This window comes from Flavobacterium sp. LAR06, assembly GCF_041946075.1.
Taxonomy (GTDB): Bacteria; Bacteroidota; Bacteroidia; order Flavobacteriales; family Flavobacteriaceae; genus Flavobacterium.
Genome location: NZ_JAUTYT010000001.1, coordinates 618027 through 644208 on the forward strand (window position 1 = coordinate 618027; position 26182 = coordinate 644208).

General features: G+C 34.1%; 30 protein-coding genes. 19 read left to right on the forward strand and 11 right to left on the reverse strand.

The genetic code is table 11. The annotated features are described in order from the left end of the window. Positions 1–441: 441 nt before the first annotated feature. The 8 genes from Q7C23_RS02690 to Q7C23_RS02725 form a co-directional block, all read right to left on the reverse strand. The gene (locus Q7C23_RS02690; protein WP_375031053.1) at positions 442–1401 is read right to left on the reverse strand and encodes an IS110 family transposase; all 960 of its coding nucleotides are present in this window, start codon (positions 1399–1401) and stop codon (positions 442–444) included. A gap of 97 nt (positions 1402–1498) precedes the next feature. Then, positions 1499–1987 (reverse strand): SMI1/KNR4 family protein, encoded by a 489-nt coding sequence (locus Q7C23_RS02695; RefSeq protein ID WP_375031054.1) that lies wholly within the window; start codon positions 1985–1987, stop codon positions 1499–1501. A 6-nt stretch (positions 1988–1993) separates the two neighbouring features. Continuing rightward, positions 1994–2896, reverse strand: coding sequence for a PhzF family phenazine biosynthesis protein (locus tag Q7C23_RS02700; RefSeq protein ID WP_375031055.1), 903 nt, complete (start codon positions 2894–2896; stop codon positions 1994–1996). Positions 2897–2997: 101 nt separating this feature from the next. Then, on the reverse strand, positions 2998–3414 hold the full coding sequence (locus Q7C23_RS02705; protein WP_375031056.1) for a hypothetical protein: 417 nt from the start codon (positions 3412–3414) through the stop codon (positions 2998–3000). 25 nt (positions 3415–3439) lie between these two features. After that, positions 3440–3997 (reverse strand): YdeI family protein, encoded by a 558-nt coding sequence (locus tag Q7C23_RS02710; RefSeq protein WP_375031057.1) that lies wholly within the window; start codon positions 3995–3997, stop codon positions 3440–3442. Positions 3998–3999: 2 nt separating this feature from the next. Then, positions 4000–4515 (reverse strand): hypothetical protein, encoded by a 516-nt coding sequence (locus tag Q7C23_RS02715; protein ID WP_375031058.1) that lies wholly within the window; start codon positions 4513–4515, stop codon positions 4000–4002. Positions 4516–4527: 12 nt separating this feature from the next. After that, on the reverse strand, positions 4528–5091 hold the full coding sequence (locus Q7C23_RS02720) for a hypothetical protein (RefSeq protein ID WP_375031059.1): 564 nt from the start codon (positions 5089–5091) through the stop codon (positions 4528–4530). Between the two features lie 36 nt (positions 5092–5127). Beyond that, positions 5128–5628: a hypothetical protein gene (locus Q7C23_RS02725; protein WP_375031060.1), complete on the reverse strand. Its 501-nt coding sequence runs from the start codon at positions 5626–5628 to the stop codon at positions 5128–5130. A gap of 248 nt (positions 5629–5876) precedes the next feature. Here Q7C23_RS02725 and Q7C23_RS02730 point away from each other — a divergent pair, with 248 nt between their 5' ends. The 13 genes from Q7C23_RS02730 to proC all read left to right on the forward strand — a co-directional run bounded on the left by Q7C23_RS02730 (position 5877) and on the right by proC (position 18182). Continuing rightward, on the forward strand, positions 5877–6050 hold the full coding sequence (locus Q7C23_RS02730) for a hypothetical protein (RefSeq protein WP_375031163.1): 174 nt from the start codon (positions 5877–5879) through the stop codon (positions 6048–6050). A gap of 70 nt (positions 6051–6120) precedes the next feature. Further along, entirely contained in the window at positions 6121–6663 is a 543-nt protein-coding gene (locus Q7C23_RS02735; protein ID WP_375031061.1) for a hypothetical protein, read from the forward strand. A 144-nt stretch (positions 6664–6807) separates the two neighbouring features. Further along, positions 6808–7365 carry a hypothetical protein gene (locus Q7C23_RS02740; protein ID WP_375031062.1) on the forward strand — a complete coding sequence of 186 codons (558 nt, stop codon included), beginning with the start codon at positions 6808–6810 and terminating at the stop codon, positions 7363–7365. Positions 7366–7471: 106 nt separating this feature from the next. Further along, positions 7472–7831, forward strand: coding sequence for a PKD domain-containing protein (locus tag Q7C23_RS02745; RefSeq protein ID WP_375031063.1), 360 nt, complete (start codon positions 7472–7474; stop codon positions 7829–7831). Positions 7832–7954: 123 nt separating this feature from the next. Next, the gene (locus tag Q7C23_RS02750) at positions 7955–9499 is read left to right on the forward strand and encodes a patatin-like phospholipase family protein (protein WP_375031064.1); all 1545 of its coding nucleotides are present in this window, start codon (positions 7955–7957) and stop codon (positions 9497–9499) included. A gap of 196 nt (positions 9500–9695) precedes the next feature. After that, complete coding sequence (locus Q7C23_RS02755) at positions 9696–10109, forward strand: lipocalin family protein (RefSeq protein ID WP_375031065.1); 414 nt, start codon at positions 9696–9698, stop codon at positions 10107–10109. 293 nt (positions 10110–10402) lie between these two features. After that, on the forward strand, positions 10403–11674 hold the full coding sequence (gene serS / locus Q7C23_RS02760) for a serine--tRNA ligase (RefSeq protein WP_375031066.1): 1272 nt from the start codon (positions 10403–10405) through the stop codon (positions 11672–11674). Positions 11675–11769: 95 nt separating this feature from the next. After that, the gene (gene lgt / locus Q7C23_RS02765; RefSeq protein WP_375031067.1) at positions 11770–12603 is read left to right on the forward strand and encodes a prolipoprotein diacylglyceryl transferase; all 834 of its coding nucleotides are present in this window, start codon (positions 11770–11772) and stop codon (positions 12601–12603) included. Positions 12604–12659: 56 nt separating this feature from the next. Next, entirely contained in the window at positions 12660–14441 is a 1782-nt protein-coding gene (locus tag Q7C23_RS02770; protein WP_375031068.1) for a tetratricopeptide repeat protein, read from the forward strand. 143 nt (positions 14442–14584) lie between these two features. Then, positions 14585–14896 (forward strand): DUF4286 family protein, encoded by a 312-nt coding sequence (locus Q7C23_RS02775; RefSeq protein WP_375031069.1) that lies wholly within the window; start codon positions 14585–14587, stop codon positions 14894–14896. Positions 14897–15082: 186 nt separating this feature from the next. After that, positions 15083–15868: a 16S rRNA (adenine(1518)-N(6)/adenine(1519)-N(6))-dimethyltransferase RsmA gene (rsmA, locus tag Q7C23_RS02780; RefSeq protein ID WP_072969895.1), complete on the forward strand. Its 786-nt coding sequence runs from the start codon at positions 15083–15085 to the stop codon at positions 15866–15868. Continuing rightward, entirely contained in the window at positions 15852–17201 is a 1350-nt protein-coding gene (mgtE, locus tag Q7C23_RS02785) for a magnesium transporter (RefSeq protein WP_375031070.1), read from the forward strand. Before rsmA ends, mgtE begins: the two co-directional genes overlap by 17 nt. A gap of 204 nt (positions 17202–17405) precedes the next feature. Continuing rightward, complete coding sequence (gene proC / locus Q7C23_RS02790; RefSeq protein ID WP_375031071.1) at positions 17406–18182, forward strand: pyrroline-5-carboxylate reductase; 777 nt, start codon at positions 17406–17408, stop codon at positions 18180–18182. 244 nt (positions 18183–18426) lie between these two features. Here proC and Q7C23_RS02795 read toward each other — a convergent pair whose 3' ends face one another. Together Q7C23_RS02795 and nhaA are read right to left on the reverse strand one after the other, a co-directional pair. Then, positions 18427–18600: a hypothetical protein gene (locus Q7C23_RS02795; protein WP_375031072.1), complete on the reverse strand. Its 174-nt coding sequence runs from the start codon at positions 18598–18600 to the stop codon at positions 18427–18429. Between the two features lie 18 nt (positions 18601–18618). After that, positions 18619–19791: a Na+/H+ antiporter NhaA gene (gene nhaA, locus Q7C23_RS02800; protein WP_375031073.1), complete on the reverse strand. Its 1173-nt coding sequence runs from the start codon at positions 19789–19791 to the stop codon at positions 18619–18621. A 255-nt stretch (positions 19792–20046) separates the two neighbouring features. Between nhaA and Q7C23_RS02805 the strand changes: the two genes are divergently transcribed. From Q7C23_RS02805 to Q7C23_RS02820, 4 genes are all read left to right on the forward strand, one after another. Next, positions 20047–20994: a 2-hydroxyacid dehydrogenase gene (locus tag Q7C23_RS02805; RefSeq protein WP_375031074.1), complete on the forward strand. Its 948-nt coding sequence runs from the start codon at positions 20047–20049 to the stop codon at positions 20992–20994. Positions 20995–21206: 212 nt separating this feature from the next. Beyond that, positions 21207–21632 (forward strand): DUF805 domain-containing protein, encoded by a 426-nt coding sequence (locus Q7C23_RS02810; RefSeq protein ID WP_375031075.1) that lies wholly within the window; start codon positions 21207–21209, stop codon positions 21630–21632. Positions 21633–21648: 16 nt separating this feature from the next. Beyond that, positions 21649–21927: a TM2 domain-containing protein gene (locus Q7C23_RS02815; protein WP_375031076.1), complete on the forward strand. Its 279-nt coding sequence runs from the start codon at positions 21649–21651 to the stop codon at positions 21925–21927. A gap of 83 nt (positions 21928–22010) precedes the next feature. Next, positions 22011–22274: a TM2 domain-containing protein gene (locus tag Q7C23_RS02820; protein WP_375031077.1), complete on the forward strand. Its 264-nt coding sequence runs from the start codon at positions 22011–22013 to the stop codon at positions 22272–22274. A 59-nt stretch (positions 22275–22333) separates the two neighbouring features. Here the strand turns inward: Q7C23_RS02820 and Q7C23_RS02825 are convergent, their stop codons facing one another. Next, positions 22334–24136: a GNAT family N-acyltransferase gene (locus tag Q7C23_RS02825; RefSeq protein ID WP_375031078.1), complete on the reverse strand. Its 1803-nt coding sequence runs from the start codon at positions 24134–24136 to the stop codon at positions 22334–22336. A 120-nt stretch (positions 24137–24256) separates the two neighbouring features. Between Q7C23_RS02825 and Q7C23_RS02830 the strand changes: the two genes are divergently transcribed. After that, positions 24257–25018: an exodeoxyribonuclease III gene (locus tag Q7C23_RS02830; RefSeq protein ID WP_375031079.1), complete on the forward strand. Its 762-nt coding sequence runs from the start codon at positions 24257–24259 to the stop codon at positions 25016–25018. Positions 25019–25227: 209 nt separating this feature from the next. Beyond that, positions 25228–26172: an OmpA family protein gene (locus Q7C23_RS02835; RefSeq protein ID WP_375031080.1), complete on the forward strand. Its 945-nt coding sequence runs from the start codon at positions 25228–25230 to the stop codon at positions 26170–26172. Positions 26173–26182: the final 10 nt, after the last annotated feature.

A 26182-nucleotide genomic window follows, 5' to 3' on the forward strand; every position in this document is an offset into this window, starting at 1 on the left:
TTTTATTTATAAAAGGATAAGAGAATGTAAATTTTCATATTCGAGCTTCCAATTTTGTATTACTACTTAATTTTTGCATCAAGTGTTTGTGCTTATCCAGTTAGGACTCAATTTTTATCACAGATTTATAATTCTATTAAAAGCTACGAGCTTATATTTATCTTTATGCTGTTGGAGTTAGTCTTACACTAAATCCTAGGCCAGCTAATTGGGTAACAAATTTTTGAACGTTTTTTTGTTTATTTCTTTCTTTTGTTTTTTCTAGCTGCAACAATGGTTCTTTGTATTCTTCTTTGTTTTTTAGAATATGATACGTTGCTTTGATAATTTTATGACCTACTGCTATTAACGCTTTTTTACTCCCTTTTTTAATTAGTAATCGATGATAGAATCCTTTTAGATAGCCTTCCTTTTTTCTAGTTGCTCCCCATGCTGCTTCAACTAAAGTGGATTGGATGTATTTGTTTCCGTGGATGACTCGGGTGCTTTTTTTTTACCAGCACTTTCATTATTTCCAGGGCTTAATCCAGACCAAGAGGCTAAATGATGTTCGTTTGCGAATCGACTCATATCGGTGTCAATTTCGCTAATGAGAGTAATTGCTGTATCGCGTCCAACTCCATCAATAGTTTGTAAAAGCTGCAATTCTACTTGATATTTTTCAACACTCAAATCAATCTGTTGATCCAATTTGCTAATTAGTTTTTCATTTTCTTCGATGGTTTCTCGAATCATTTTTAACATAAAACGGTGGTGAGGTGTTATTCTTCCAGTTAAGGCTTTTGCAATATCCTCTTTGCTGGCTTTTATGCTGCCATGCGCATGGGATAATAAACTTATGACATCATCTTTACCATCAATAATATCATTAGTCATTTTTGTTGCACTTGCTCCTTGTGTATCGGAAACTACACTGCTTAATTTGATATTACAATCTTCTAGAAACTTGATCATTCTATTTTTTTCTGACGCAATGAATTGCGTTTTTTTCTTTCTGTAGCGAATTAAATCTCGTAATTCCCGTATCTCAACGGGCGGGATAAAGCTGCCCTTTAGTAAACCACTTAAAAGTAATTTACTAATCCAAATACTATCTTTCTTATCGGTTTTGTGTCCAGGAACATTCTTTATATGCCTAGCATTAACTAAGATGATCTCAAAATCCTCTTCCAGAATATTAAATAATGGTTTCCAATAGATTCCAGTACTTTCCATCGCGATATGGGTGACTCTTTCAGATTTACACCAATCCCTCAAATCTATCAATGAACTTGTAAAAGCGCTAAAGCTTTTGGTTTGATAATCTTTGTTACTCTTGCGAATGGTCGCAACTATAACATCTTTGTGAACATCTATTCCGCATCCTACAGAAATGAGCTGCTCGAATTCAACGGTTTCCATAACATTAAATGTTTTTTTTAAACATCTAATTTAAGTAATATATTCACGTGCCGCGAAAAACTCATGGGTGTTTGCGCGTGCTAAATCATAATTATTTTTATGATTCATATTCTTTGGTTATAAATCTAAGAACATCTTCCAGATATGCTTTGAAATTTTCAAATGGATGTTCGCCAGGATACCAATTCGCAAATTTCCAATATTTCCATTCTTCATTTTTCGATTCTGGAGGCAGTAATAAAAAATATTGTTCTTCTTCGATGCCTGCAACGAGTATAGCATTTTCTAATTCAGGCAAACCATATGCTTCAATTGTAAAAGGATCAATATTTTTTAAAAAATCAATATTTTCAATTGATCCAAAACTGGGCTCAATATGATTTGGAGCTGAAAAACCATTAGTTATTTTTAAAAACTCAATGTAATCGTTAGGTAATTTTATGCCAAGTTTGTTTTCAACGTCACTTATTTGTTTTTCTGAAGCAGGAATAGTTCCGAGCCAATTGTGTTCAATTTGTTCAGGTGTAAAATTGAAATCTTCATATTTAATTGCTTTTTCAGAAATTGAAATTAGTAAGTTTTTCATGATCTTTTATAAATAAAGTTCGCCTTTCATCGTAATAATCGAAGAACCACCAACCAAAATATCTTCTTCACGATTCATAACTTCAATCATGGAGGCCTGTTTTAGTTTTACACCTTGAAGGATTTTATATTCTTTCTCTGATTTAGTGAATTTCTTTTGTGTTAAAAAGCCAATTAAAGGACCCGCAGCTGTTCCTGTAGCAGGATCTTCGTTTATTCCGATTATGGGATTGAAGAATCTCGTTTCGATTATGTGTTCCTGATTTTCATCGGCAAGGGTGAAACAATAAAATCCTTCAAATTGATATTCTTTTGAGATTTCGATTAAAAGCTGGTTATCAGGCACAATACTATTGAGTACCTGACTGTTTTTTATTGGAACCATCGTATGGGCAACTTCTGTTTTGACAATAGTCGGAACAAAGGCATTTACATCTAAATCTTCAATTTTTAAACCAAGCGCTACTGCAATTCTATAAGTCGGGATTTCTTGTTTAATAACCGCCGATTTTTGATGCATTTGGACCACAGGATATTGTGTAATCGGATCAAAACTTACCGTTAAAGGAATAGGAGCGTTGTTCATCATTACAAAACGTTCGCTTTCATTCTGTTCCTCAAAAATGGGCATTCTTTTTAGCAAGGCACCACAAACTGCCCCAAGTAAATTATGCCCTGCACCATCAATTTCAAAACCTGTTGGTGTGAAAGAACGAACGTTAAGTGCTTTTTGTTTGGTGGAATAATAAACGAAAGAGGTTTCAGAATAACCAAATTCTTTTGAGATATTCTGATAGGTTTCTAATTCTAAATCACCATTTGTAAAAACAACCGACAATGGGTTTCCTTTATAACTTTTATTCGAGAATACATCTAAAACGTAGTATTGTAAGGTGGTTCTGTTTTCCATTGTTTATCTTTTTTTTTGGATAATATAACGCTTTTGCAATTTTAGTATTGCTTGTAATATTATATAAAAGTACTATAAAGAAAACAAACAAAAATGAAGCGTTAATTACTTTTTTGTTTAATTCTTGTTAGAAAAGAAGAACCAAAAGATACAATTAAAAGATAAGGGAAGTAAAAAGGGTAAAACATAAAAGCCTTCAATGGCCAACCAATTCCCATTGTACTTATTCTTAACTTTTTTACTGTATCTAAGTTTTCAGATGCAACATCTTGAAATCTTTGAATATCGTTCATAGCTTCGAAATCATAACCCAAATGGGAAAGAAGAAGCTTATTGGAGAAATTAGTCCACCAGGCAATAATCAAAATGAGAATAAAAGTGATTATAAGACTGATCATGAGGTAAGGAATGAAAATATTCTTAGTTTTTCGTTTTTGTAATTGTTTTAAGACCAAAATCGGGAAAATGATTAAAGAAACTAATAAGACGAATGATATAATTTTGAGTAAAATCTCCATATAAATTTTGTTGTTTTTTAATTCTTTATAACATTCGTTTCTGCTGTTCGCTAAATTTTATTGCTTTCTCCAATCTTGAAAGTCTGGTTTTTTCTTGTTTGGCACTCATAATTACGTGAATTATTACTTTTTTGTACGATGGCGCCTGATTGTTGAAATATTCCCACGCTATTTTATTGGCTTTAAATTGCTTTTCGAACTCAGGGTCGAGAACATACGCTTCATTTTCATGAGAGTAAATTTTAGATCTTTCGTCAGATTTTAATTCGAAAGCTTTTATTCCGGCTTCTTTCATCAACCCGGCTTTTGTGAGAACTTCGACTTTTTTAATATTGATTACACTCCAAATACTGGTTTTCTTTCTCGGTGTAAAACGAATCGTATAACTTTCTCCGTCAATTGATTTTCGAACGCCATCGATCCAACCGAAACAAAGCGCCTGATCTACAGATTCTGACCAGGTCATACATGGTTTTTTGGTACTCACTCTATAGAAACCAACGATAAGCTCGGTTTCAGTTTCGTAGTGCTTTTCTAACCATGTTCTGAATTTTTCCTGGGTTGCGAAGAAGGTTGGGTTCATTTTTATTTATTTTTTAAAGAAGGAGGCAATGGAGGGCGATCAAAAATAGGTCCTTGATCACCAAAATAAATAGGCTTTATCGTTTTAATAAAGGTAAGCTCTTTTTGAAATTTTCTTAAAAAATGATCGCCATCATAGAGTTTATCGGGTGCTGTACCACCATAAATGAAAATTAATTTTCTTTTATTATTGTTTAAAATTTCAAACTGTAAGCTTCCTCCATCTGCAATGTTTTCTTGTTGATAATAAGTAGAAAACGGATTAAAATTTAAACTCTTAAAGAATTTCTCAAGCCGGGTTTTTTGATGTTTATTTAGTACTGCATAAAAGTTTTCTTTGGGTTCAGGAAATCTTCTTTGAAAATATACTGTATCACTTTTTGTAATCTTAATTGAATTGTCTTGACGCAGTCCAGAGCCAGACAAAATGAAACTATCAAACGGAAATTCGTTCATTTCTTCTTTTTTGCATCCGAAGAAAGTAAATACGATCGCAACTAATAAAATTCCTTTTTTCATGATTTAAAATAATTACAAATTCGCAATCGCTCTAATAATCCATAAAAGCATAATAAATCCTACAAAAGAGAATTGCACTTTATTCACTTTTTGATTGCCAAACTTTCGGACTAAAAGGCGATCAATCAATATAACTAACAAAACCGGAATCAAGCAAAACAAAATGTAAATGCCCATTAAACCATCTTCTGCGGAATTGCCGTTTATTAGTATTATCGCATAAATTATTCCTGCGATAATGGAAAGAATTCCTGAGATGTAGAATAGGGTTAGGTTTTTTGGTATGTTCAAAAAATATTTATGTTTTATTTTTTCAAATTTTCGCTCACCATTTTTATCAATAAAAAAGACAGTTTCTGATCTAGTGTTTTTTATCCAACATTCGATTTCAGGATTTTGTTGAACTTCTTTTATTGCAAAATCTTTAGCTAGGTCAAAAGTTTCGAATATTGTATAGATATCATTTTGATTGTCGCCACTTTTAAAATAAAGGCCATCATTTTTTAGAACAATTCCTGTTGTGAATTCAGCTTTGCTGACGGCAAATTGATTTCTTTTTAGGTTTAGATTCTTCATTTTTGTTTTGATTTATTTTGACTTGTTAGGTTTGTTTTACGGGCAGTTATTGCAAGTCCAATTTAAGGGAGCAGGTGAAAGAATCATTTTATTAAATTCACTTAAATCAAACTTTTTATTGATTTTAATGAAAGTATGCTGGTCTTTAATTGTTTCTAATGATTTTCCGAATAGCCAAAATTGATTTGGACCTTGGTGACCATGAATTTTAAGTTGCTTTGATTGCTTTTTGCTTTTTAATTCAAAAGCAAAAGTTTCTCCGTCATCAACGGAACTTGCAAACTCTTTTTCTTTTGGAAAAGATATAATATCTAAAGTGCTTTGGATTCTCTCTTTTTCTTCTTCATTTAGGATAGTAAAAGAAGTTTGTTCTTCAAATGGATAGGTATTAATGAAATAAAGTGTGTCAGATGAATTGAATTTTAAATAATAAGATTGATGAATATTCCATTTAAAAAAAGTAAAATCATGATTCTTTTTTGATGATTGACATCCTACTAATATTAAAAACAGAAATAAAAAGTATTTTCTAATCATATAAGAAGTTTGATTGTTTTGAGCTAAAATACTCAATTTAATAGTACAAAATAATCTCACAAAACTAAATCTTCTTATGAAACCGTGAGCGTTAGGGATAGCAGCGGAAAGCCTCCAGCCTGACGAAGGAAGTGCGAGGACTTGCAGCGAATAGCCCGATCCACCGGGGCGGAAATCGCCCAGAAAATTATTCTGATTCGTATTAATATTTCACCGAAATTTGCAAAATAAAGTACTAAACCATAGAAATGATGGGAAAAGGACCTGAAAAAAACACAAAAAACAAGGCTTTACATACCAAATTACTTAATCGGAAGAAAGCCAAACTTCAAGAAGAGAAAAGAGAACGCGCCTTGCGTTTGAAAGCTTTAGTGGCAAAAATGAACGAAAAGCAGCATACAGACGGGGCGAAAGGCATATAAAATCAGATTGTATTTCTTTTCTGTTTTAATTTAACTGAAATTTGCAAATCAATCTCAAAACAAAAATCAAATGGAGGAATTCGGTAGAATAATAGTTTCTGAAACGGCAATGAATAGTGAAAATCTTCATGATGTGATTCATTCTAATATTTCGGTTATCAATTTAATGCGTGAAGAAGGTGTCGATGACGAATTTATTCACCCGGATGCTTTGATGAGTTATTATCTGGATTATTACTGGTCGCAATATGCCGAAGGAAATTTTGCGCAGTTTGTCTATAAATCGGGTTGGAATAAAGAATTGAACGAATTAATCGAGGAAGGTCTGGCTTTGGTTGGCGCTGAAAAACACCTGGAATTGTTTCAGCAGCAAAGCAAGAAAGTCAAATTGATGAGCAGTGTTAAGCTGAATAAATTTGTGAGTGGAAAATTCGAAGGCGTGAATCCGGTTCGCGATTCTTTGAATAATGATACTTTTTATGAATTGGAAGAAAACTTAGTGACGCTAAATGCTAATTTCCTGAAAAATCACCCTGATTTCGAAGTGCTTTCGGTAGATGATATGTTTGCTACTTTGGAGGAATATGTTGGGCATGAGATTAAGAGAGCTTAAGGTTTTACCACAGAGATACACAAAGAAATTTCACAGAGTTACACAAAGAAAATTAAACTTTGCGCCTTTACGAGATTAAATAAATTCTTTGTGTGTCTCTGTGGTAAAATGCTTAATTTTAGTTCTTTATGAAGTTTAGCTTTTATGGAAGAACTAACGCACATCAAATCGATTATCGGGATTAGTCTCGGGTTGAGTTTAACCCATCTTATTAAAGGATCGGTACTTTTTATTCAGCATCCGGGACGCAAGAAAATCTATTTTGTGCACTCGCTTTGGGTGTTTTATGTTTTTTTGCTGATTATTCATTTTTGGTGGTGGGAGTTTAATCTGAAGCTGATAACGGAATGGTATTTTATAGATTACTTCTTTATCATCTGTTATATCCTGATTTACTATCTGCTCTGTGCTATTTTGTATCCTGATGATTTAGTCGATTATACCGGTTACGAAGATTATTTTTATTCCCGTAAAAATTGGTTTTTTGCGATTCTTGCCATTAGTTTTATTGCCGATATGATTGATATGGCTATCAAAGGCGGAAACTACTTTTTATACAATCAAACCGAATATTATGTCAGGATTGCGACACATGTAGCACTTTGTTTATTGGCCATAAAAATTCATAATAAAACTTTTCATAGCGTTTTAGCGATACTTTTTATCGTTTATGAGCTGTCTTATTATCTTAAGATTGTTTAATATAGAGTAAAAATGGCTTTTTGGTGATAATAATCTAAAATTGTAAGGATAATATTATTTATATTTGTATGAATACGTTTTTAAAAAATACCTAAAAACTAAAGTCATGAAAAAAACGGCTGCAATTTTGTGTTTTGTTGCATTAATAACCTTAAATCTCTCTTGCGGGAAAGATGACATTGAAAAAGGAATTGACTGTGTTGCTGAATCGATATATCAAAAAGTAAAACATACAGCAGATGCTACTGATCCTAAAAAGATCAATTTTTCGGTTGAATATACTGGGGATAAAACATTAAAATCCGTAAAATGGACATTTGGAGACGGAACGCCGTCTGTAGAAGGAGTAACGGTTTCTCATACGTATAGTGCTGCAGGAACTTATTCAGTAAAAGCAGAGATCACTGTTCAGGAAGGAAAAGGTACTTGTACATCCTCTCCTGTAAAAAGTGTTACTGTAAATTAAACTATTCTGAACCCATTAAAATGTAGGCTTTGCATTTAATGGGTTCAGTTTTTGATAGGTAATTTTCTGCCGGTTCCTTAAATTTTGCTTATAATGATTTCAGTTATTTAAAATAGATTCAAAATGAGATATAAATACGTGCAGATATTGCTTTTTCTTCTTGTTGAAACAGGCTTTTCTCAAAATAAAATCAATCTTTTTTCGGAGATTAATTACAGTTCTATTCCAGCTGTTTCTTTAAATGACTACAAATCGGTTCAGGAACGTAATACGCGATTTCAAAATCCCAATATTGCTCTGGGAATTGCCATTTCGGGCGGTGGTTCGAGAGCGCAGTTTTTCAGTATGGGCGTTCTTTTGGGATTAGAGGAAATTCAGGAAAATTATCAGCAGCGTAATTTCTTAAATGAAATCGATTATTTTTCAACCGTTTCCGGAGGCTGTTATTCGGCAGGATATTATTTGACGATTCTGAAAAACAGACTCAATCACGACAATTGTACCTTTAATGAGTTTTATTTCTCAAAAGCCGATGCCTTTAAAGATTATGTAGATAAATCGGCAACGATTTTGTCGCTTTTAAACAATAGCCGAAACGAAAAAGGCGATAAAATTTCGATGGCACAGCGATTGGATTCGGAGATTCTGCAATACGACAATACGAATCCTGATAACCCAAATAAGTTTTCAACCCAAATGCTGATGTCTGATTTTTTTGTTCCAAAGGAAAGTAAAAACACGCCGAGTTTACCCATGATGGTAGCTAACGGAACAGCTTATAACAACGGAGAACGTATTCCGTTTATGCCTCATATTATTCACGGTTTAAATTTGAATTCTTCTTTAGCACCAAATAAAGCTTCAATTCCATTAAATCATAATGAAGTAAATGATGGTTTTAATTTCCCGGTTACCTATGCTATTACAGCGAGTTCCGCTTTTCCGGGTGTTTTGCCAAAAGTGAAATTTGGTGTAAAAAATCACGATAAAATATTATGTATTATCGATGGTGGTGCGTCGGATAATATGGGATATAAAACCCTGGTGGAATTACTTAATAATGATTCTAAAGTAGATAATAAAAACAAACGGGCCCTTTTTATTGATTGTTTAGGGCAAGGAAAAAAAGAACCTTATATCAGCGATCAAAAAATTAAGCTGATTTCTCTTTTTGAAACCGCATCGCTATACACAGTTCAAACACGCTACATCACTTTTGACAGAGATGTGGAAAATTTAATGGACCGCTATAAAATTCCGGTTTCGAATTATCAGGTTATTGGTTTTACAACGCTTCGGGATTACTTATTAAAGATGGAGAAAGATCAGAAGTACGAAGATTTGGTAACCGAATTGAAAAATTCTGATGATGATTATTCAACCTGGCTTCGATTTTATACCAACTTCAAAAAAGAATTAATTGATCAGTTTGGAGAACTCAGTTTTACAAAAGACAAAGATGGCGAAGTGATTCTGGCTACTTTAAGTCGTGAGAAATTCGATGAATTAACAGCCAGTGAAATTCTTATCTTATATGAATTTGCCTCGCATGTCCAAACCAAATTACGAATTGCTCCCGAGGAAAGAGAGGTTTTACTACTTTCGGGCCGACTGGCAAGCTACTTAAAAGCAAATCAACTTAAGGAACTATTAGTGGAGCGCAAGTAAAACGATTTAGATAGATTCATTAAGAAAATACTTAAATATTTTGTCCCCATGTTGTGGTATCGTATATTATTTTTACGTAACTTTATGAAATAACTTACGAATTTCTAGAAATTATGTAAATCATCGATGAATTTGTGTAACACATCTGGAATGCTTTAAAATTAATTTAGCACTATTAATTTTAAAGAAATCAAACATGAAAACTAGAAGCTTATTACTCGCCTTAATACTTAGTATTGGATTATTTTCAACATCTTGCAGCAATGATGATAATGAAGGGGAAACACTAATTCCATTAGAAGGAAAATGGGATCTTAGCAAAACAGGAACTGTTGTTGGCGGAACTGAACAATTAATTGATGCGCCAGAGAATCAAAGTGGATGTAACAAAGATTATTTGGAACTAAAATTAGATAATACAGCACATGTTGGAGATTATAGTACAACTGCTTGTGCATTAACAGTTCAATCAGGAATTTATTCCAGATCACACAATAATTTAACTACCGTTATTAATGGTGTAACTAAAACTCAGGATATCGTAAATCTAACACTTAAAGAATTAAAAGTGAAAGATGCTGCCGGTGTTATCACGGTTTATACAAGATAAATTATTTTATCCTATTTTGCTAAATCTCTTTATAGAAAATTTAGCTAACGGAAACAGCTTGGGGGCTGTTTCCGTTTTTTTTTTGTTTTTATTCCGCAAAGAGACACAAAGTATTATACGATTTCGAATAAAATTTTTTTAAAAAGACTTTGTGTATCGCTGTGAAACCTTCGTGAATCTCTGTGAGACAACTACGAAATAACTTTTTCCTTTTAAACTTTGTCGTATTCTTAGCAAACATTTCCTTAAATTTGCTTCCTTTATATAAAAATACTAGTTATAAACACAAAGCTATGTTACAAATCGCATTTATTAGAGAGAATCAGGAGAAAGTAATCAAGGCTTTAGCAAAACGAAATATCGATGCTAAAAGCGTTGTTGAAGAGGTCGTGCAATTAGACGAAAATCGTCGCGCAACACAAGTTGAATTAGACAACACTTTAGCTGAATCTAATAAATTATCCAAAGATATAGGGGAATTGATGAAAGCAGGAGAGAAATCTAAAGCTGCAATCTTAAAAGAAAAAACAGTTTCCTTAAAAGAAAAAAGTAAAGAATTAGGCGAAAAAGCAGAAGCTTTAGCAACCGAATTGACAAATAAACTATACACATTACCAAACCTTCCGGCAGATATTGTTCCTGAAGGAAAAACTCCGGACGACAATTTAAATGTTTTCCAGGAAGGTGATATTCCAGTTTTACACGAAGGCGCACAGCCTCACTGGGAATTGGTAAAAAAATACGATATTATCGATTTTGAATTGGGTGTAAAAATTACAGGTGCTGGTTTTCCGGTTTACAAAGGAAAAGGTGCTCGTTTGCAACGTGCGTTAATCAATTATTTCTTAGATAAAAATACAGCTGCAGGATATAATGAAGTTCAGGTGCCGCATTTGGTAAACGAAGCTTCAGGTTACGGAACAGGACAATTGCCAGACAAAGAAGGACAAATGTATCATTCAACTATTGATGATTTATATTTGATTCCAACGGCTGAGGTTCCGGTTACGAACTTATTCCGTGATGTTATTTTAAACGAAACAGAATTACCGGTTTTACATACAGCATACACGCCATGTTTCCGTCGTGAAGCAGGTTCTTACGGAGCGCACGTTCGTGGATTAAACCGTTTGCACCAATTTGATAAAGTAGAAATTGTGCGTATCGAACATCCGGATAACTCTTATGCAGCATTGGACGGAATGGTGGAACACGTAAAAGATATCTTGAAAGAATTAAAATTGCCATACCGAGTTTTACGCTTATGCGGAGGCGATATGGGCTTTACATCAGCTTTGACTTACGATTTTGAAGTGTTTTCTACAGCGCAGGATCGTTGGTTAGAAATTAGTTCAGTTTCTAACTTTGAGACTTTCCAGGCAAATCGCCTGAAATTACGTTTCAAAGATAAAGACGGAAAAAACCAATTGGCACATACATTAAACGGAAGTTCATTGGCTTTGCCAAGAGTTTTGGCAGGAATTTTAGAAAATTACCAAACGCCGGAAGGAATCGTAATTCCAGAAGTTTTACGCCCTTACTGCGGATTTGATATTATAAATTAAGTTTATAGTTCTTAAGACTAGACCTAACAGGTTTTTAAAACTTGTTAGGTTTTCTCAGTTTTAAATAGGAACTTTAATAAAAAAAATACCAAGAGATGGACGGAATTTTAAATTGGAATGTGGATCCGGTTATTGTTATGATAACAGATAGTTTTCCTTTGAAATATTATGGTGCCCTTTTTGCTTCCGGACTTTTACTTGGATATTATATTGTCAGAAATGTTTATAAAAAAGAGCAGCTACCATTAGATAACCTGGATAGTTTGCTGGTTTATGTAATTGTAGGTACAATTTTGGGAGCCCGATTGGGACATTGTATTTTTTATGAACCTGATTATTTTTTAAAACATCCTATCGAAATACTTTTGCCAATTCAGAAGATTGCCGGGGTTTATAAGTTTGTTGGCTTTCAGGGCTTAGCCAGTCATGGTGGAACAATCGGTGTTTTAATTGCTATCGTTTTATATTGCAAAAAATATAAAGTGAATTTTTTAGGACTGTTAGACAGAATGGCAATTGGAGTTCCGGTTACGGCAGCTTTTATCAGACTGGGGAATTTTATGAATTCTGAAATCTATGGAAAACCTACAAATGGCAGTTGGGGCGTTGTTTTTCAAAGAGACGATTTGATTCCGAGGCATCCAACGCAATTGTATGAGGCATTTTCCTATTTGCTAATTTTTGCCCTTTTATTTTGGATGTATAAATCAGAAAGAATAAAACAAGCAAACGGTTTATTATTTGGAACTTTTCTGGCACTGCTATTTTTAGCTCGATTTTTAATTGAATTTTTTAAAGAAAATCAAGAGAGTTTTGAGAATAACATGTTGATCAACATGGGGCAAATTTTAAGTATCCCTTTTATTTTAATTGGCTTAACTTTGGTTATTTGGAAATCTAAAGAAAGAAAAGAATACACTAAAATTTGATATTTTTGAGTTCAGTTTTAAACTGCGCACAAACTACAACTTAAAAAAACTGAAATATGAAAAACATCTTTATCTATATCGTTTTGTTGTGGTCCGGTTTTGCATTTTCTCAAAATGAACAGCTGGCGCAATATTACTATGATAAAGGCGATTTCGAAAAAGCGAAAATCAGTTACGAAGAGCTTTTAAACAGCGCACCCTCCAATACGCAATATTTTTTAAGAACGGTTGACTGTTATCAGCAACTGCAGCAATTTGCTTTGGCTGAAAAAATGATTCAGGAGCGTTACAGCAGATACAAACAAGGTGTTTTTTTAGTGGAATTGGGGTATAATTTCCAGCTTCAAAAAAATGATGCAAAAGCCAAAAATTACTACGATCAGGCTATAGAGAAAATCAAAACGAATGCTAATGATGTTTATGGAATCGGAAATTCTTTCGAGAAAAAAGTATTATTAGAATATGCTTTAAAAGCCTATCAAACGGCAATGCAGGTGCAGCCGAATTACAATTTTAATTTCCAAATCGGAATGTTGTACGGACAGTTGGGTAAAACGGATCAAATGATTGATCTTTTATTGACAGAATCTTATAACAATCCACAAAACGCCAATTTAATTCAGACACAATTATCGCGTTTCATGAACGGCGAAACAGATAATACTGCTTTTAAAGATGCCATGCGAAAAGCCTTAATCCTGAAAACGCAAAAAGATCAGGATGTATTTTGGAATCATTATTTAAGTTGGTTTTATGTGCAACAGAAAGAATTTGGAAAAGCTTTTATTCAGGAAAAAGCCATTTACAAGCGCGAACCCGAATCACTTTCTAGCATTGTGAATTTAAGTCAGTTTGCATTGAATGAAGACAACATGGAGACAGCAGCTGAAATCCTGAACTTTATTCTTCTTAATACCAAAGATTTGGATTTATTGGTACAGACCAATTACTATTTAATACAAATTAAAATTGATAAAGCACAGGAAAAAGAGTATCCAATAATTGATGCTGAGTTACAACAATTGCTTACAACCTATGAAATAACTCCTTTTACCTTATCTTTGCAATTAATTCAGGCGCATTTTAAGGCTTTTAATTTAAAAAAGCCAGAAGAAGGTATCGCAATTGTCAAAAGTGCTTTAGAGCTCAATTTGAACGATTATCAGGAAGCAGATGCTAAAATGGAGTTGGGAGATATTTTGCTTTTGCAGGAAAAATTCAATCAGGCATTAATTTATTACTCGCAGATTCAATTGGATTTAAAGAATGATGTAATGTCGCACGAAGCGAGTTTAAAGGCGGCGAAAACAAGTTATTATAAAACTGATTTTGAATGGGCTTTAAAACAGTTCAAAGAATTAAAGTCGGCCAATACACAGTTGATAGCAAATGATGCGCTGGAATATTTTTTATTGATAAATGACAACACCGTTGCCGATTCGACACAAACGGCATTGAAGCAATTTGCAAAAGGTGATTTTCTACTTTATCAGAATAAAAAAACAGAAGCGATTACACAGTTTCAGAACATTCTGAAAACCTTTAAAGGACAGGAAATCGAAGCTGTAACAATGTTGCGTTTAGGTAAAATCTATGAAAGTCTGAAGGATTATAATTCGGCTTTAAGCCAATACCAGCAGATCATTGACCATCATAGCGATGGAATTTATGTTGATGAAGCATTGTTTTTTTCGGCAGAAATTTACAACGACGAATTAAAAGATATAGAAAAGGCAAAACCTTTGTATGAAAAGGTAATTTTTAACCATCAGGACAGTATTTACTTTGTTGATGCGAGAAAAAAATACCGTGAGTTGAGAGGAGATAAGAATTTGTAAATTGCTTCGCCTGTTCGCTATCGCTCGGGTCCAAAAAGCAAATTCCAAATTCCAAAAAGAATAGAATTAATAATATGACGAATTGTTTTAAGATTTTAAGAAGAAAAAAGCTTAGAACCTTAGAATCTCAGAACCTTTAAAAAATGATAATTTACAACGTTACCACAAATATACACGAAAGCGTTCACGACCAATGGTTAAAATGGATGCAGGAAAAACACATACCGGAAATTCTGGCTACGAACAAGTTTTCTTCAGCAAGAATTGTAAAAGTTTTAATTGAAGAAGAAATGGGCGGAATCACGTATTCTGTTCAATATGTTACCGATAACAAAGAAACTTTGGAGCGCTATTACATAGAAGATGAACCAGAATTTCACAGAGAAGCTTTAGAGTTGTTCGCAGACAAAATGCTTTCTTTCAGAACGGAGTTGGAAGTTATCTCGGAACATTAATTTTTGAGTTTTCAGTCTCGGTTTACAGTAACAGAATTGCTCAAAGATCTAGCGGATTAAACAGATTACCAATGATTATTGTATTTTAAAATTAGTGATAATGTGTATAATTCGTGGCAAAAAATAAAAAACTTGGTGCCTTAGTGGCAAAATAGCTTCGAGCCTTCGCGGCAAATAAAAAAGAAAATGGAAAAAGTAAAAGCTAAAAAACATTTAGGACAACACTTCTTAAAAGACGAAAGTATCGCCAAAGCAATTGCTGATACTTTGAGTTTAGAGGGATACAATGAGGTTCTGGAAATAGGACCAGGGATGGGTGTGTTGACTAAGTATTTGCTTGACAAACCAATTAATACGCACGTAATCGAGATCGACACCGAGTCGGTAACGTATTTGGGTGAAAATTATCCGAAATTAAAAGATCAGATTATCTCTCAGGATTTCCTGAAATACAATATCAATGAGGTTTACAAGGACAAACAATTCGCTATAATCGGGAATTTCCCTTATAATATTTCAACTCAGATCGTTTTTAGAACTTTAGAGTTCAGAGACCAGATTCCTGAGTTTTCCGGAATGTTTCAAAAGGAAGTTGCAGAGCGAATCTGCGAGAAAAAAGGCTCAAAGGCTTACGGAATCTTATCTGTATTAGCCCAGGCTTTCTATATTACTGAGTACTTGTTTACTGTTGACGAAAATGTTTTTATTCCTCCGCCCAAGGTGAAATCGGGTGTGATGAAAATGACCCGAAAGGAAGATTATAGTCTTCCATGTGGTGAAAAGTTGTTCTTTACTGTGGTGAAAACTGCTTTTCAGCAAAGACGAAAAACATTACGTAACAGTTTGAAAACATTAAATTTAACTGATGATTTGCGATTAGACACTATCTTTGATAAACGTCCCGAGCAACTTAGTGTAGAAGAATTTATTGAACTGACTCAAAAAATAGAAGCCGATGGAGTTCAAAGTTAGCAAAGATTTAATCCACCAATTAGAAGAGCACATTGTTAATAAAAACGACAAGGAACTTGAAGTTTTATTAAACGATCTGCACCACGCAGATATTGCGGAAATCCTGGATGAGCTGGATTTTGATGAAGCAACTTATATTTTCAGGGTTTTAGATAGTGATAAAACAGCGGAAATTCTTCTTGAACTGGAAGATGATTTGCGTGAAAACATCTTAAGCCGACTTTCACCTAAAGAGATTGCAGAAGAGCTTGATGAGCTTGAAACCAATGACGCGGCCGATATTATCGGAGAACTTTCGCAGGAAATTAAAGCGGAGGTAATTTCAGAATTAAACGACGTTGAACACGCAAAGGATATCGTCGAATTATTACGTTACGACGAAAATTCTGCCGGTGGTTTGATGGGGAAAGAGTTAGTAAAAGTCAATGAAAATTGGAATGTACTAACATGTGTGAAAGAAATGCGTATTCAGGCAGAAAACGTTTCCAGAGTGCATTCGATTTATGTTGTTGATGATGAAAACCGATTAAAAGGCAGATTATCATTAAAAGATTTATTGACTACTTCAACCAAAACGCAGATTGGTGATATTTATATTAGAAAATTAAATTTTGTAAACGTAGACACTGAAGATGTTGAGGTGGCACGTATCATGCAGAAATACGATTTGGAAGCCATTCCGGTTGTAGATGAACTAGGGCGTTTGGTGGGAAGAATTACTATTGATGATATCGTAGACGTAATCAAGGACGAAGCCGATAAAGATTACCAGTTAGCGGCGGGTATTACACAAGACGTTGAATCAAACGATAGTGTTTTGGAGTTAACCAAAGCACGTTTGCCATGGCTTTTAATTGGGATGGTAATCGAAATTGTGGCTTCTTTTGTATTGAAAGGAAACGAAGATGTCTTCAAGCTCCATTCTACCTTAATTATTTTTGTGCCATTGCTTTCGGCTACAGCCGGAAATATAGGGGTACAGGCATCGGCAATCGTTGTGCAGGGTTTGGCAAACGGAACTCTGAAAGAATTTAGCCGAGGTTATTTTACTAAAGAAATTACCGTTTCGATGATTTCAGGAAGTATTATTTCTTTGCTTTTGCTAGGATATCATTCCATTATGTATCAACAATATTTAGTTGGTTTTGCGATTTCAATTTCGATGATTGTAGTCATTTTGTTCGCTGCGACTTTAGGAACTCTGGTGCCGCTTTTTCTTCACAAGAATAAAATTGATCCCGCTATTGCTACAGGTCCGTTTATCACAACAACCAATGACGTTTTTGGAATTATGCTCTACTTTGGAGTAGCGAAATTGATTCTTGGATTCTAATTTTTGCAACAAATTAATAGATTACAGTGATTTAAGATCTGTAAAAATCTGCGTAATTTGTAACTGAAAAAATTCTGTCTGGATTTCAAAAAATTTGCAACAGATTAATAGATTAAAAGGATTAGATATCTTTACAATCTGTTAATCTGTGGCAAAAGAAATTATTTTGATCGCAACTAAAATTAACCCAAAAAAAGCAGCCAAATGAAAGTACATATAATTGGAGGAGGGAATCTGGGGGTTTCTATTGCCTTGGGAATTGCCAAATTCTCGAAAAACAACCAAGTTACAGTAACAAGAAGAAACACGGCCAGTATTCAATATTTAACTGAATACGGAATCACGGTTTCTAATGATAATAAACACAATATTCAGGAAGCTGATGTGGTAATTTTAACCATAAAACCGTATCAGGTTGATACTGTTTTTGCTGAAATCTTACCGGTAATCAAAGGGAAAACAATTGCTTCTGCTGTCAGCGGTTTGTCTTTGGATATGCTTCAATCCAAAACAAATAACGAATATCCGGTGGTTAGAATTATGCCGAATATCGCAGCACAATTTGGAGAATCAGCGACTTGTATTTCTTTCCCTGAAAAGGACAGAGAAAAAGCGTTGTCGATTGTAGATTTGTTTCAGGACTTAGGAACAGCTCCGGTTATTGATGAAAAATTAATGGATGCTGCAACAGTTCTTGGAGCATGCGGAACAGCTTATGCCTTAAGATACATTCGTGCGTCGATGCAAGCGGGAATCGAAATTGGCTTTGATTCACAGACAGCTTTAGCAATTGCAGCACAAACTGTAAAAGGAGCCGCAAAAATGTTGTTAGAGGAAAAAGTGCATCCAGAACAATTAATCGACCGTGTAACGACACCTCAAGGCTGTACAATCGTCGGTCTGAATGAAATGGAGCATAATGGGTTTAGTTCTTCTTTGATAAAAGGAATTAAAACCTCTTTGAAACAGATCAAGGGTTAAGTTTTAAAAGAAATTGTAAAATAAAAATTCCAAATTCCAATTTTCGTTGGGGTTTGGAATTTTTTTTGGTTCAGTTTGTGGAAAGTTGGAATTTGGGATTTAATTAGTGGAATTTTTTTTACCCAAAAACCTCATAATGTTCGACTTTTTCATCAAACTCCAAAAGAAAATAATCATCTTCAGGATAATACTTTGCCTTTTCAAAATCTTCTCCGGCAAAATTTTTAATGACTTCGAGATTCTTCTAATACGTAATCAAAGTAAAATGACCTTCGTTGTTTTTGATGTTTCTTAAAAAGGATAATTTTATAAAACCAACTGTTTTTGAATAATCAGGAATAGCAGTTTTCTGTAAAAACTCAGTGTAAACATCATAATCTTCAACCTTTGTTTTTCCGTGCCATATTCTTGCGATCATACTAATAAGTTTTTAAAGTTAGTTATCATGTGATGTTGGAACTAAGGTTTTTTTAGAATTTTTCTTCAAAACATACTTCAAATAAACAAATCCGAAAATTCCGGAAAGTACAGAAGCGATTAGAATAGCAATTTTAGAAAAAACAATGGTTTCAGGATCTTTAAAAGCCAAAATGGTAATGAAAATCGACATGGTAAAACCAATTCCGCCCAGCATTCCGGCACCCAAAATATGTGGCCATTTTAACTTCTTCGGCAGAGCACAAAGGCCGGCAGTTACTCCTAAAAAAGAAAAAAGCAGAATTCCTAAAGGTTTTCCAACGACCAATCCTAAAACAATCCCAAATGTATTAGGATGATTTAATCCTTCGTGCCAATCAGATTCTATGGCAATACAGGTATTGGCAATGGCAAATAATGGCAAAATGAGGAACGCAACGGGTTGATGTAGAAAATGCTGTAATTTATAAGAAACTGATTTTTCTCCACCATCTCCAAACGGAATTACAAATGCCAGAATCACACCTGTAATGGTTGCATGGACACCAGAATTCAACATAAAATACCACATAAGGACACCACCAACTAAATACGGAATAATATTATTGACTTTCTTTCTGTTTAAAATAAATAAGAATACCCAAATAGATAATGCAATGCTAAGGTTTATAAAGGAGATTGAAGTGGTATAAAATATAGCGATAACAATGATAGCACCTAAATCGTCAATAACTGCAAGTGCCGTTAGAAACACTTTTAACGAAGCAGGAACTTTATTTCCTAACAATGACAAAATTCCAATTGCAAAGGCAATGTCTGTGGCCATCGGAATTCCGGCTCCGTTCTGAGTTGCAGTTCCAAAATTTAAGGCTAGAAATATTCCGGCAGGAACCAACATTCCGCCTAAAGCAGCCATTAAGGGTAAAGAGGCATTCTTTATACTTGATAATTCGCCATGGTAAATTTCGCGTTCTAATTCTAAACCAATTAACAAAAAGAAAATCGTCATTAAGCCGTCATTAATCCAATGCGTGATCGAATGTCCGCCTAAATCTTTTTCCCAAAAAGCTATATATTCAGTCTGGAAGGGTGAATTGGCAAGATAAAGCGAAATAATAGTAACGAAAAGCAATAACAGCCCTCCGGATTTTTCGTTTTCAAAAAAAGATTTAAAAGTTTTGGTCAATATCATTTGTGAGAATTTTTGCTGATTTGAAGATGAATATCGGGTAGAATTCTCAGCGTAGTTATTTTCAAAGTTAAAAAAAATATAGGCAATAAAAAATTCTGGAACGACTATGGGCTTAAAGTTTGGTGTCAATTAATCTCGCAACAGATTAATTGACAAAGTTTTGAGCCTGAAACCTGAAACTTGAAACTTTCTAACATTTAGTAATAAATAATAAGCTGTATTTTTGTTTTTCTTTAGTATAATAAAATCTTAGCTATGAGCACAAAAATTCTACATATCGACAGCAATAATCCAATCCTTTGGCAGCAACTTGAAGACGCCGGTTTTGAAAACCATGCCGATTTCAAATCTTCGAAAGAAGAAATTGAAGCAAAAATTCACGAGTATAATGGGATTGTAATCAGAAGCCGTTTTAAAATCGATAAAACTTTTTTGGATAAAGCTGCCAACTTACAGTTTATTGCCAGAGTTGGTGCGGGTTTAGAAAGTATCGATTGTGATTATGCAGAAGCAAAAGGAATCCACTTAATTGCGGCTCCGGAAGGTAATCGCAACGCTGTTGCAGAACATTCTTTGGGTGTAATTTTATCACTTTTCAATAATTTGAACCAGGCTGATGCTGAAATAAGAGCCGGGCATTGGAATCGTGAAAGTAATCGCGGCCATGAACTTGACGGAAAAACGGTCGGTATTATTGGGTACGGAAACATGGGGAAAGCATTTGCCAAAAAACTTCGTGGTTTTGATGTTGCTGTTTTGTTTCATGATATTTTAGAAAACATTGGTGATGAAAATGCTGTACAAGTTTCGTTGGCTGAGTTACAAAAAAGGGCAGATGTTTTAAGTTTACACCTTCCGTGGACACCAGAAACAGACAAAATGGTAAATGGGGACTTTATAAACGCATTTGCGAAGCCCTTTTGGATTATTAATACTTCGCGTGGTAAAAATATCGTTACGGCAGATTTAGTTGAAGCTATGAAGGCTAAAAAGATTCTGGGAGCAGGTTTGGATGTTTTGGAGTATGAGAAATTATCTTTTGAAACGCTTTTTCAGGATAAAAATACCCCGGAAGCTTTTCAATATTTACTACAAGCCAAAAATGTTTTGTTAACGCCGCATATTGCAGGCTGGACTTTTGAAAGTCATGAAAGATTGGCGCAGGTTATTGTAGATAAAATTAAGGCAGTTTATGCTAAATAACGCAATGTAGTTAATAATTAACGAGTTGTATTTTTTGCATGAAATCAGTTTTGTTTTTAATAACAAGTTTTTTCTTTAAAAGTAACATTCGGAATTAGTTTTTAAGATTATTTTTTTCTAATATTGTTCGGAAAATTTTTAACAAAATTTTTAGACAGGAGCAGCCGAAAATCCTAAACAGAGTAGGGTTTAACTAACTAATTTTATAAATAATGATTGAATGGTACAAAAAAGTAGTTTTTGAGAACTATGCAAATTTTAAAGGAAGAGCAAGAAGAAGTGAATATTGGTATTTCCGTTTGGCTAGTACAATTATCTTTTTATTGTTTGTTGTTTTAGGAGTTATTATATATGCAGCTACTGATAATGGTCCTTTGGCTCTTGGTTTGGCTTACGGTCTACTAATGCTTTATGCGCTAGGAACAATGGTTCCATCGTTGGCAGTTTCAGTTCGAAGAATGCATGATATCGGTAAAAGTGGCTGGACTATTTTTGTTGCTATGATTCCATTAGTTGGTCCAATTTGGATTTTAGTATTGTTATTCACAGAAGGAGATAGAGGTGAAAACTATTATGGAACTGATCCAAAAAATGAAATTGAAGAAATCAATGAAATCGGAAACGTTGAATTACAATAATTTAAAATAGATAAAAATGGAAAATACTAAACCAGAAGCTTGGAATACTCCAGCCGCACCAAGACAAGAGAATAAAAAAGTATTAGCAGGTGTTTTAGCCTTAATTTTTGGATATTTAGGAATTCATAAATTTATACTGGGTTATACTCAGGAAGGAATTATTCAACTAGTAATTAGTATTGTTACTTGTGGTCTAGGAGGTATAATTGGATTTATAGAGGGGATTATTTACCTAACAAAATCAGACGAAGATTTTTACCAAACGTATCAGGTCGGAAAAAAGCCCTGGTTCTAAAACATAAAAAAATCCCATCCGCCACCGCGAATGGGATTTCTCTTTTCTAACAAAAATTAATTTCAAATCTAAAATTAAAGAATATGGAAAATACACAATCAGAATTTGGAACGCCCAAACCAGAAAATAAAAAAGTTGTATCAGGGATTTTTGCAATTTTATTAGGTTACTTGGGAGTTCATAAATTTTATTTAGGATATACCAAAGAAGGAATTATTCAGATTCTTTTAACTTGTCTGTGCGGAGTAGGTGCTTTAATTGGTCTTATAGAAGGAATCATTTACCTGACAAAATCGGATGAAGAATTTTATCAAATGTATCAGGTTGGCAGAAAACCCTGGTTCTAAAACATAAAAAAAACCGTTAGTACTTACTAACGGTTTTTTCTTTTTATATTGATTTGCAATTAATCTTCTTTCTCAGATAATTTGCGCTCTAATTCTATTTGAAATTCTTCAATAACAGGTTTCATTGTGCTTTCCGGAATATCAGCAATCCTGATGTACATTAAGCCGTCAATTGCATTGTTGAATAAAGGATCGACGTTGAAAGCTACAACACGCGCATTTTGCTTGATATACTTCTTAATTAAAACAGGCAAACGTAAATTTCCTGGTTCTAACTCGTCAATAATTTTATCAAATTTATTTAAGTCTGATTCGGCTTCATCAAAAATAAAGTCTTTATCAGCATCTTTTAGTTTTACCTTATAGGCTTTCTTCGGATGAATATATTGCGCAATATAAGGATCGTAGTAATTCGACTTCATAAACTCAATCATTAATGATTTAGAGAAGTCTGAGAATTGATTACTGATACTCACTCCACCTAATAAATATTTATGTTCAGGATAACGCAGAGTAGTATGAATAATACCTTTCCATAACAAGAATAAAGGCATTGGTTTTTGCTGATAATCTTTGATGATAAAAGCACGACCCATTTCGATCGATTTATGCATCATATCGTGCAATTCTGGCTCGAATCTAAAAAGATCATTCAGATAAAAACCTTCAATTCCATATTTAGGATAAATTTCAGAACCCAATCCCATACGGTAGGCACCTGCAATTTTTTTGGTTTCATCATCCCATAAAAACATATGGTGATAATATTGGTCAAATTTATCTAAGTCGATAGATTCATTTGTCCCTTCGCCAACTTCACGGAATGTAATTTCGCGTAGACGACCAATTTCATGTAAAATATTCGGAACAGATTTCGCCGTAGCAAAAAATACTTCGTAATTTTTACTTTGCAACAAACGACAATCACTGTTTCTTAAAGCATCTACTTCGGCAATCATTTTTGATTCGCTTGCCGGTGTTACAATTTTTTTAGGTGCTTTTGGTATTTTTAAGCTTGCCGTATCAATTAATTTGCTGTCCTTTTCAAAAGGATTCGCAAGCATATAGGTTTTCTTTCTTAAGAATTCTGAATACTCTTCGAACGATTCAATTTCATTTTGTTCGTTTACCGAAATCGGTTTACCAATACGAACTTTAATGACACGATCTTTTTGAGTTAACAATTCAGACGGCAATTTTGCAGTACGCAAAGTATCGTCGATTTTAGAAAGCCAGTAGAATAATTTGCTGTTTTTAGCATGAAAATAAATGGGTACAACCGGAACTTTTGCTTTTCTGATTAACTTCAAAGCGCCTTCTTCCCAAGGTTTGTCAACTACTAATTTTCCATCTTTATAAGTCGAAACTTCCCCGGCAGGAAAAATTCCTAACGGTTTTCCATCGCTTAAATGACGCAAAGTTTCTTTAATTCCCACCACGCTCGATTTGGCATCCTTATGATTTTCAAAAGGATTAACCGGCATGATGTATTTTTTAAGCGGAACAATTCGGTGTAATAAAAAGTTGGCGATGATTTTGAAATTTGGTTCTCTTTCCAACATTAATTTCAAAAGCAAAATACCATCAATCCCTCCAAGGGGATGATTTGAGATGGTAATATAGGCACCGTCTTTAGGTAAACGTTTCAAATCTTCTTCAGGAATTTCGAATTTAATCTCCATCTCATCCAAAATACCGTTCAAAAACGCAACATCCTCTAAGTGTTTATTGTGATCGTAAATTTTATTAAGGGTAGAGATCTTAAGAACCTTCATAAGAATCCAGCCAGAAAAAGTACCGAAAACTCCGTACTTATCAACATTTATTGCCTTTGCAACTTCTTTCGCGGTAACTAAACCCATGTACTATTTTTAATTTATTAGAGCAGCGAACAAAGATAACAAAAAACTCTACTTTTCGTTGATTCAAACGCAAACTTTCCACTTTTTTATTACATTTGGAATCCTAAAAAAAATACACTGATGAAAATTATTTCTTATAATGTTAACGGAATTCGTGCAGCAATTACTAAAGGTTTTATCGAATGGCTGCAGCAGGCAAACCCTGATGTAATTTGCCTTCAGGAAATAAAAGCGACTCAGGAGCAAATTCCGGTCGACGATATCACGGCGGCAGGCTATCCGTTTCAATATTATTATCCCGCAACAAAAAAAGGATATAGCGGTGTAGCTATACTTTCTAAAATAAAACCCAATAATGTCGTTTTCGGAACCGGAATCCACCATATGGATTTTGAAGGTCGTAACCTTCGTGCCGATTTTGACGATTGTTCCGTAATGAGTTTATACCTTCCGTCAGGAACAAATATTGAAAGATTAGATCATAAATTTATGTTTATGGATGACTTTCAAAACTATATCAATGAATTAAAAGTGACCATTCCGAATCTGATAATTTGCGGTGATTATAATATTTGCCACGAAGCGATCGATATTCATGATCCGGTCCGTAATAAAACTGTTTCCGGATTTTTACCTCAAGAGCGTGCCTGGCTGGATGCTTTTATGAAATCTGGGTTTATTGATAGTTTTCGTCATTTCAACAAAGATCCGCATCATTATTCTTGGTGGAGTTACCGTGCCGGAGCCCGCGGGAATAACAAAGGTTGGCGTATTGACTACAATTTGGTAAGCGATTCTATGGAGCACAGATTAAAACGTGCGGTAATTCTTCCAGATGCCGTTCACTCAGATCATTGCCCGATTTTAGTCGAAATTGAATAAAGTTTGGTATTGTTCTTGTTGAGAGAATAGCGGTTTAAAGCGGGTTTTTGGAATTTGGAATTTCAAGGAGCTATTTCCTGTTGTCCTTCCAAATCTTTTGTGGTGAACCCCACCATAAAAGGATTTTCCCTCCCATCAGGACTAGGGGTCTCCGTTAAACAAGAAATTTCGAATTTATTAATACCCTCCAAATAAAAACAGAAAGTAAAATGATTAAAAAGGCCTCAGTCGGATTACTAGTTGTAGCCATGTCTATGACTTCATGTGTGTCCAAGAAAATTTACAATGATCTTGAAACTAAATATTCAGATCTTAAAAAAGAAAATCGTTCCATTGCTGATGAAAATGCAGAATTGCAAAAATCAAAAAATCAGCTAGAATTAGATCGTGATAAACTAACCAAAGATTTAGCCAGCACAAAAGATGATCTTGCGAAACAAAAAGCAGATTTAGCTGCTGAGCAAAAAAAGTTCAGAGTATTACAGGATTCTTATAATGCATTAGAGAAAAATAGCAACGATGCATTGGAAAGCAACATGGCCAAAAACCGTGAATTGTTAGCGCAACTAGAAGCAAAATCTAAAAAATTAGCCGAAGAGCAAGCACGTTTAGATAAAACAGCAAGTCGCTTAAACGAATTGGAAGCCATGATCGCTGCTAAAGAAGCCGCAATGAAAAAACTGAAAGAAACGTTGTCTAAAGCCCTAAATGGTTTTGAAGGAAAAGGTTTGACAGTAGAACAGAAAAACGGAAAAGTATATGTTTCTATGGAAAACAAATTACTTTTCAACTCAGGAAGCTGGGCTGTTGGAGTAGAAGGAAGAAAAGCAGTTGTTGAATTAGGAAAAGTATTAGGAGACAATCCGGATCTTTCTGTTCTTATCGAAGGACATACAGATGACGATCCATATGCGGGTTCAGGACCAATTGCAAACAACTGGGATTTATCTACTAAAAGAGCGACTGCCATTGTAAATATTTTAAGTGAAAACACTAAAATCAACAAACAAAAATTAACCGCTGCTGGTCGTAGCGAATTTTCTCCGCTAGCCAGCAACGCAACTCCGGAAGGAAAAGCAAAAAACCGAAGAATCGAAATCATCTTAACACCAAGATTGGATGAGATTGCTGAGATGCTTAATAGTATAAATTAAGGCACACAGG

Coding starts and splice junctions, on each gene's coding strand:
- Q7C23_RS02690 (WP_375031053.1), bottom strand. CDS start 1,401: ATGGAAACCGTTGAATTCGAGCAGCTCATTTCTGTAGGATGCGGAATA.
- Q7C23_RS02695 (WP_375031054.1), bottom strand. CDS start 1,987: ATGAAAAACTTACTAATTTCAATTTCTGAAAAAGCAATTAAATATGAA.
- Q7C23_RS02700 (WP_375031055.1), bottom strand. CDS start 2,896: ATGGAAAACAGAACCACCTTACAATACTACGTTTTAGATGTATTCTCG.
- Q7C23_RS02705 (WP_375031056.1), bottom strand. CDS start 3,414: ATGGAGATTTTACTCAAAATTATATCATTCGTCTTATTAGTTTCTTTA.
- Q7C23_RS02710 (WP_375031057.1), bottom strand. CDS start 3,997: ATGAACCCAACCTTCTTCGCAACCCAGGAAAAATTCAGAACATGGTTA.
- Q7C23_RS02715 (WP_375031058.1), bottom strand. CDS start 4,515: ATGAAAAAAGGAATTTTATTAGTTGCGATCGTATTTACTTTCTTCGGA.
- Q7C23_RS02720 (WP_375031059.1), bottom strand. CDS start 5,091: ATGAAGAATCTAAACCTAAAAAGAAATCAATTTGCCGTCAGCAAAGCT.
- Q7C23_RS02725 (WP_375031060.1), bottom strand. CDS start 5,628: ATGATTAGAAAATACTTTTTATTTCTGTTTTTAATATTAGTAGGATGT.
- Q7C23_RS02730 (WP_375031163.1), top strand. CDS start 5,877: ATGATGGGAAAAGGACCTGAAAAAAACACAAAAAACAAGGCTTTACAT.
- Q7C23_RS02735 (WP_375031061.1), top strand. CDS start 6,121: ATGGAGGAATTCGGTAGAATAATAGTTTCTGAAACGGCAATGAATAGT.
- Q7C23_RS02740 (WP_375031062.1), top strand. CDS start 6,808: ATGGAAGAACTAACGCACATCAAATCGATTATCGGGATTAGTCTCGGG.
- Q7C23_RS02745 (WP_375031063.1), top strand. CDS start 7,472: ATGAAAAAAACGGCTGCAATTTTGTGTTTTGTTGCATTAATAACCTTA.
- Q7C23_RS02750 (WP_375031064.1), top strand. CDS start 7,955: ATGAGATATAAATACGTGCAGATATTGCTTTTTCTTCTTGTTGAAACA.
- Q7C23_RS02755 (WP_375031065.1), top strand. CDS start 9,696: ATGAAAACTAGAAGCTTATTACTCGCCTTAATACTTAGTATTGGATTA.
- serS (WP_375031066.1), top strand. CDS start 10,403: ATGTTACAAATCGCATTTATTAGAGAGAATCAGGAGAAAGTAATCAAG.
- lgt (WP_375031067.1), top strand. CDS start 11,770: ATGGACGGAATTTTAAATTGGAATGTGGATCCGGTTATTGTTATGATA.
- Q7C23_RS02770 (WP_375031068.1), top strand. CDS start 12,660: ATGAAAAACATCTTTATCTATATCGTTTTGTTGTGGTCCGGTTTTGCA.
- Q7C23_RS02775 (WP_375031069.1), top strand. CDS start 14,585: ATGATAATTTACAACGTTACCACAAATATACACGAAAGCGTTCACGAC.
- rsmA (WP_072969895.1), top strand. CDS start 15,083: ATGGAAAAAGTAAAAGCTAAAAAACATTTAGGACAACACTTCTTAAAA.
- mgtE (WP_375031070.1), top strand. CDS start 15,852: ATGGAGTTCAAAGTTAGCAAAGATTTAATCCACCAATTAGAAGAGCAC.
- proC (WP_375031071.1), top strand. CDS start 17,406: ATGAAAGTACATATAATTGGAGGAGGGAATCTGGGGGTTTCTATTGCC.
- Q7C23_RS02795 (WP_375031072.1), bottom strand. CDS start 18,600: ATGATCGCAAGAATATGGCACGGAAAAACAAAGGTTGAAGATTATGAT.
- nhaA (WP_375031073.1), bottom strand. CDS start 19,791: ATGATATTGACCAAAACTTTTAAATCTTTTTTTGAAAACGAAAAATCC.
- Q7C23_RS02805 (WP_375031074.1), top strand. CDS start 20,047: ATGAGCACAAAAATTCTACATATCGACAGCAATAATCCAATCCTTTGG.
- Q7C23_RS02810 (WP_375031075.1), top strand. CDS start 21,207: ATGATTGAATGGTACAAAAAAGTAGTTTTTGAGAACTATGCAAATTTT.
- Q7C23_RS02815 (WP_375031076.1), top strand. CDS start 21,649: ATGGAAAATACTAAACCAGAAGCTTGGAATACTCCAGCCGCACCAAGA.
- Q7C23_RS02820 (WP_375031077.1), top strand. CDS start 22,011: ATGGAAAATACACAATCAGAATTTGGAACGCCCAAACCAGAAAATAAA.
- Q7C23_RS02825 (WP_375031078.1), bottom strand. CDS start 24,136: ATGGGTTTAGTTACCGCGAAAGAAGTTGCAAAGGCAATAAATGTTGAT.
- Q7C23_RS02830 (WP_375031079.1), top strand. CDS start 24,257: ATGAAAATTATTTCTTATAATGTTAACGGAATTCGTGCAGCAATTACT.
- Q7C23_RS02835 (WP_375031080.1), top strand. CDS start 25,228: ATGATTAAAAAGGCCTCAGTCGGATTACTAGTTGTAGCCATGTCTATG.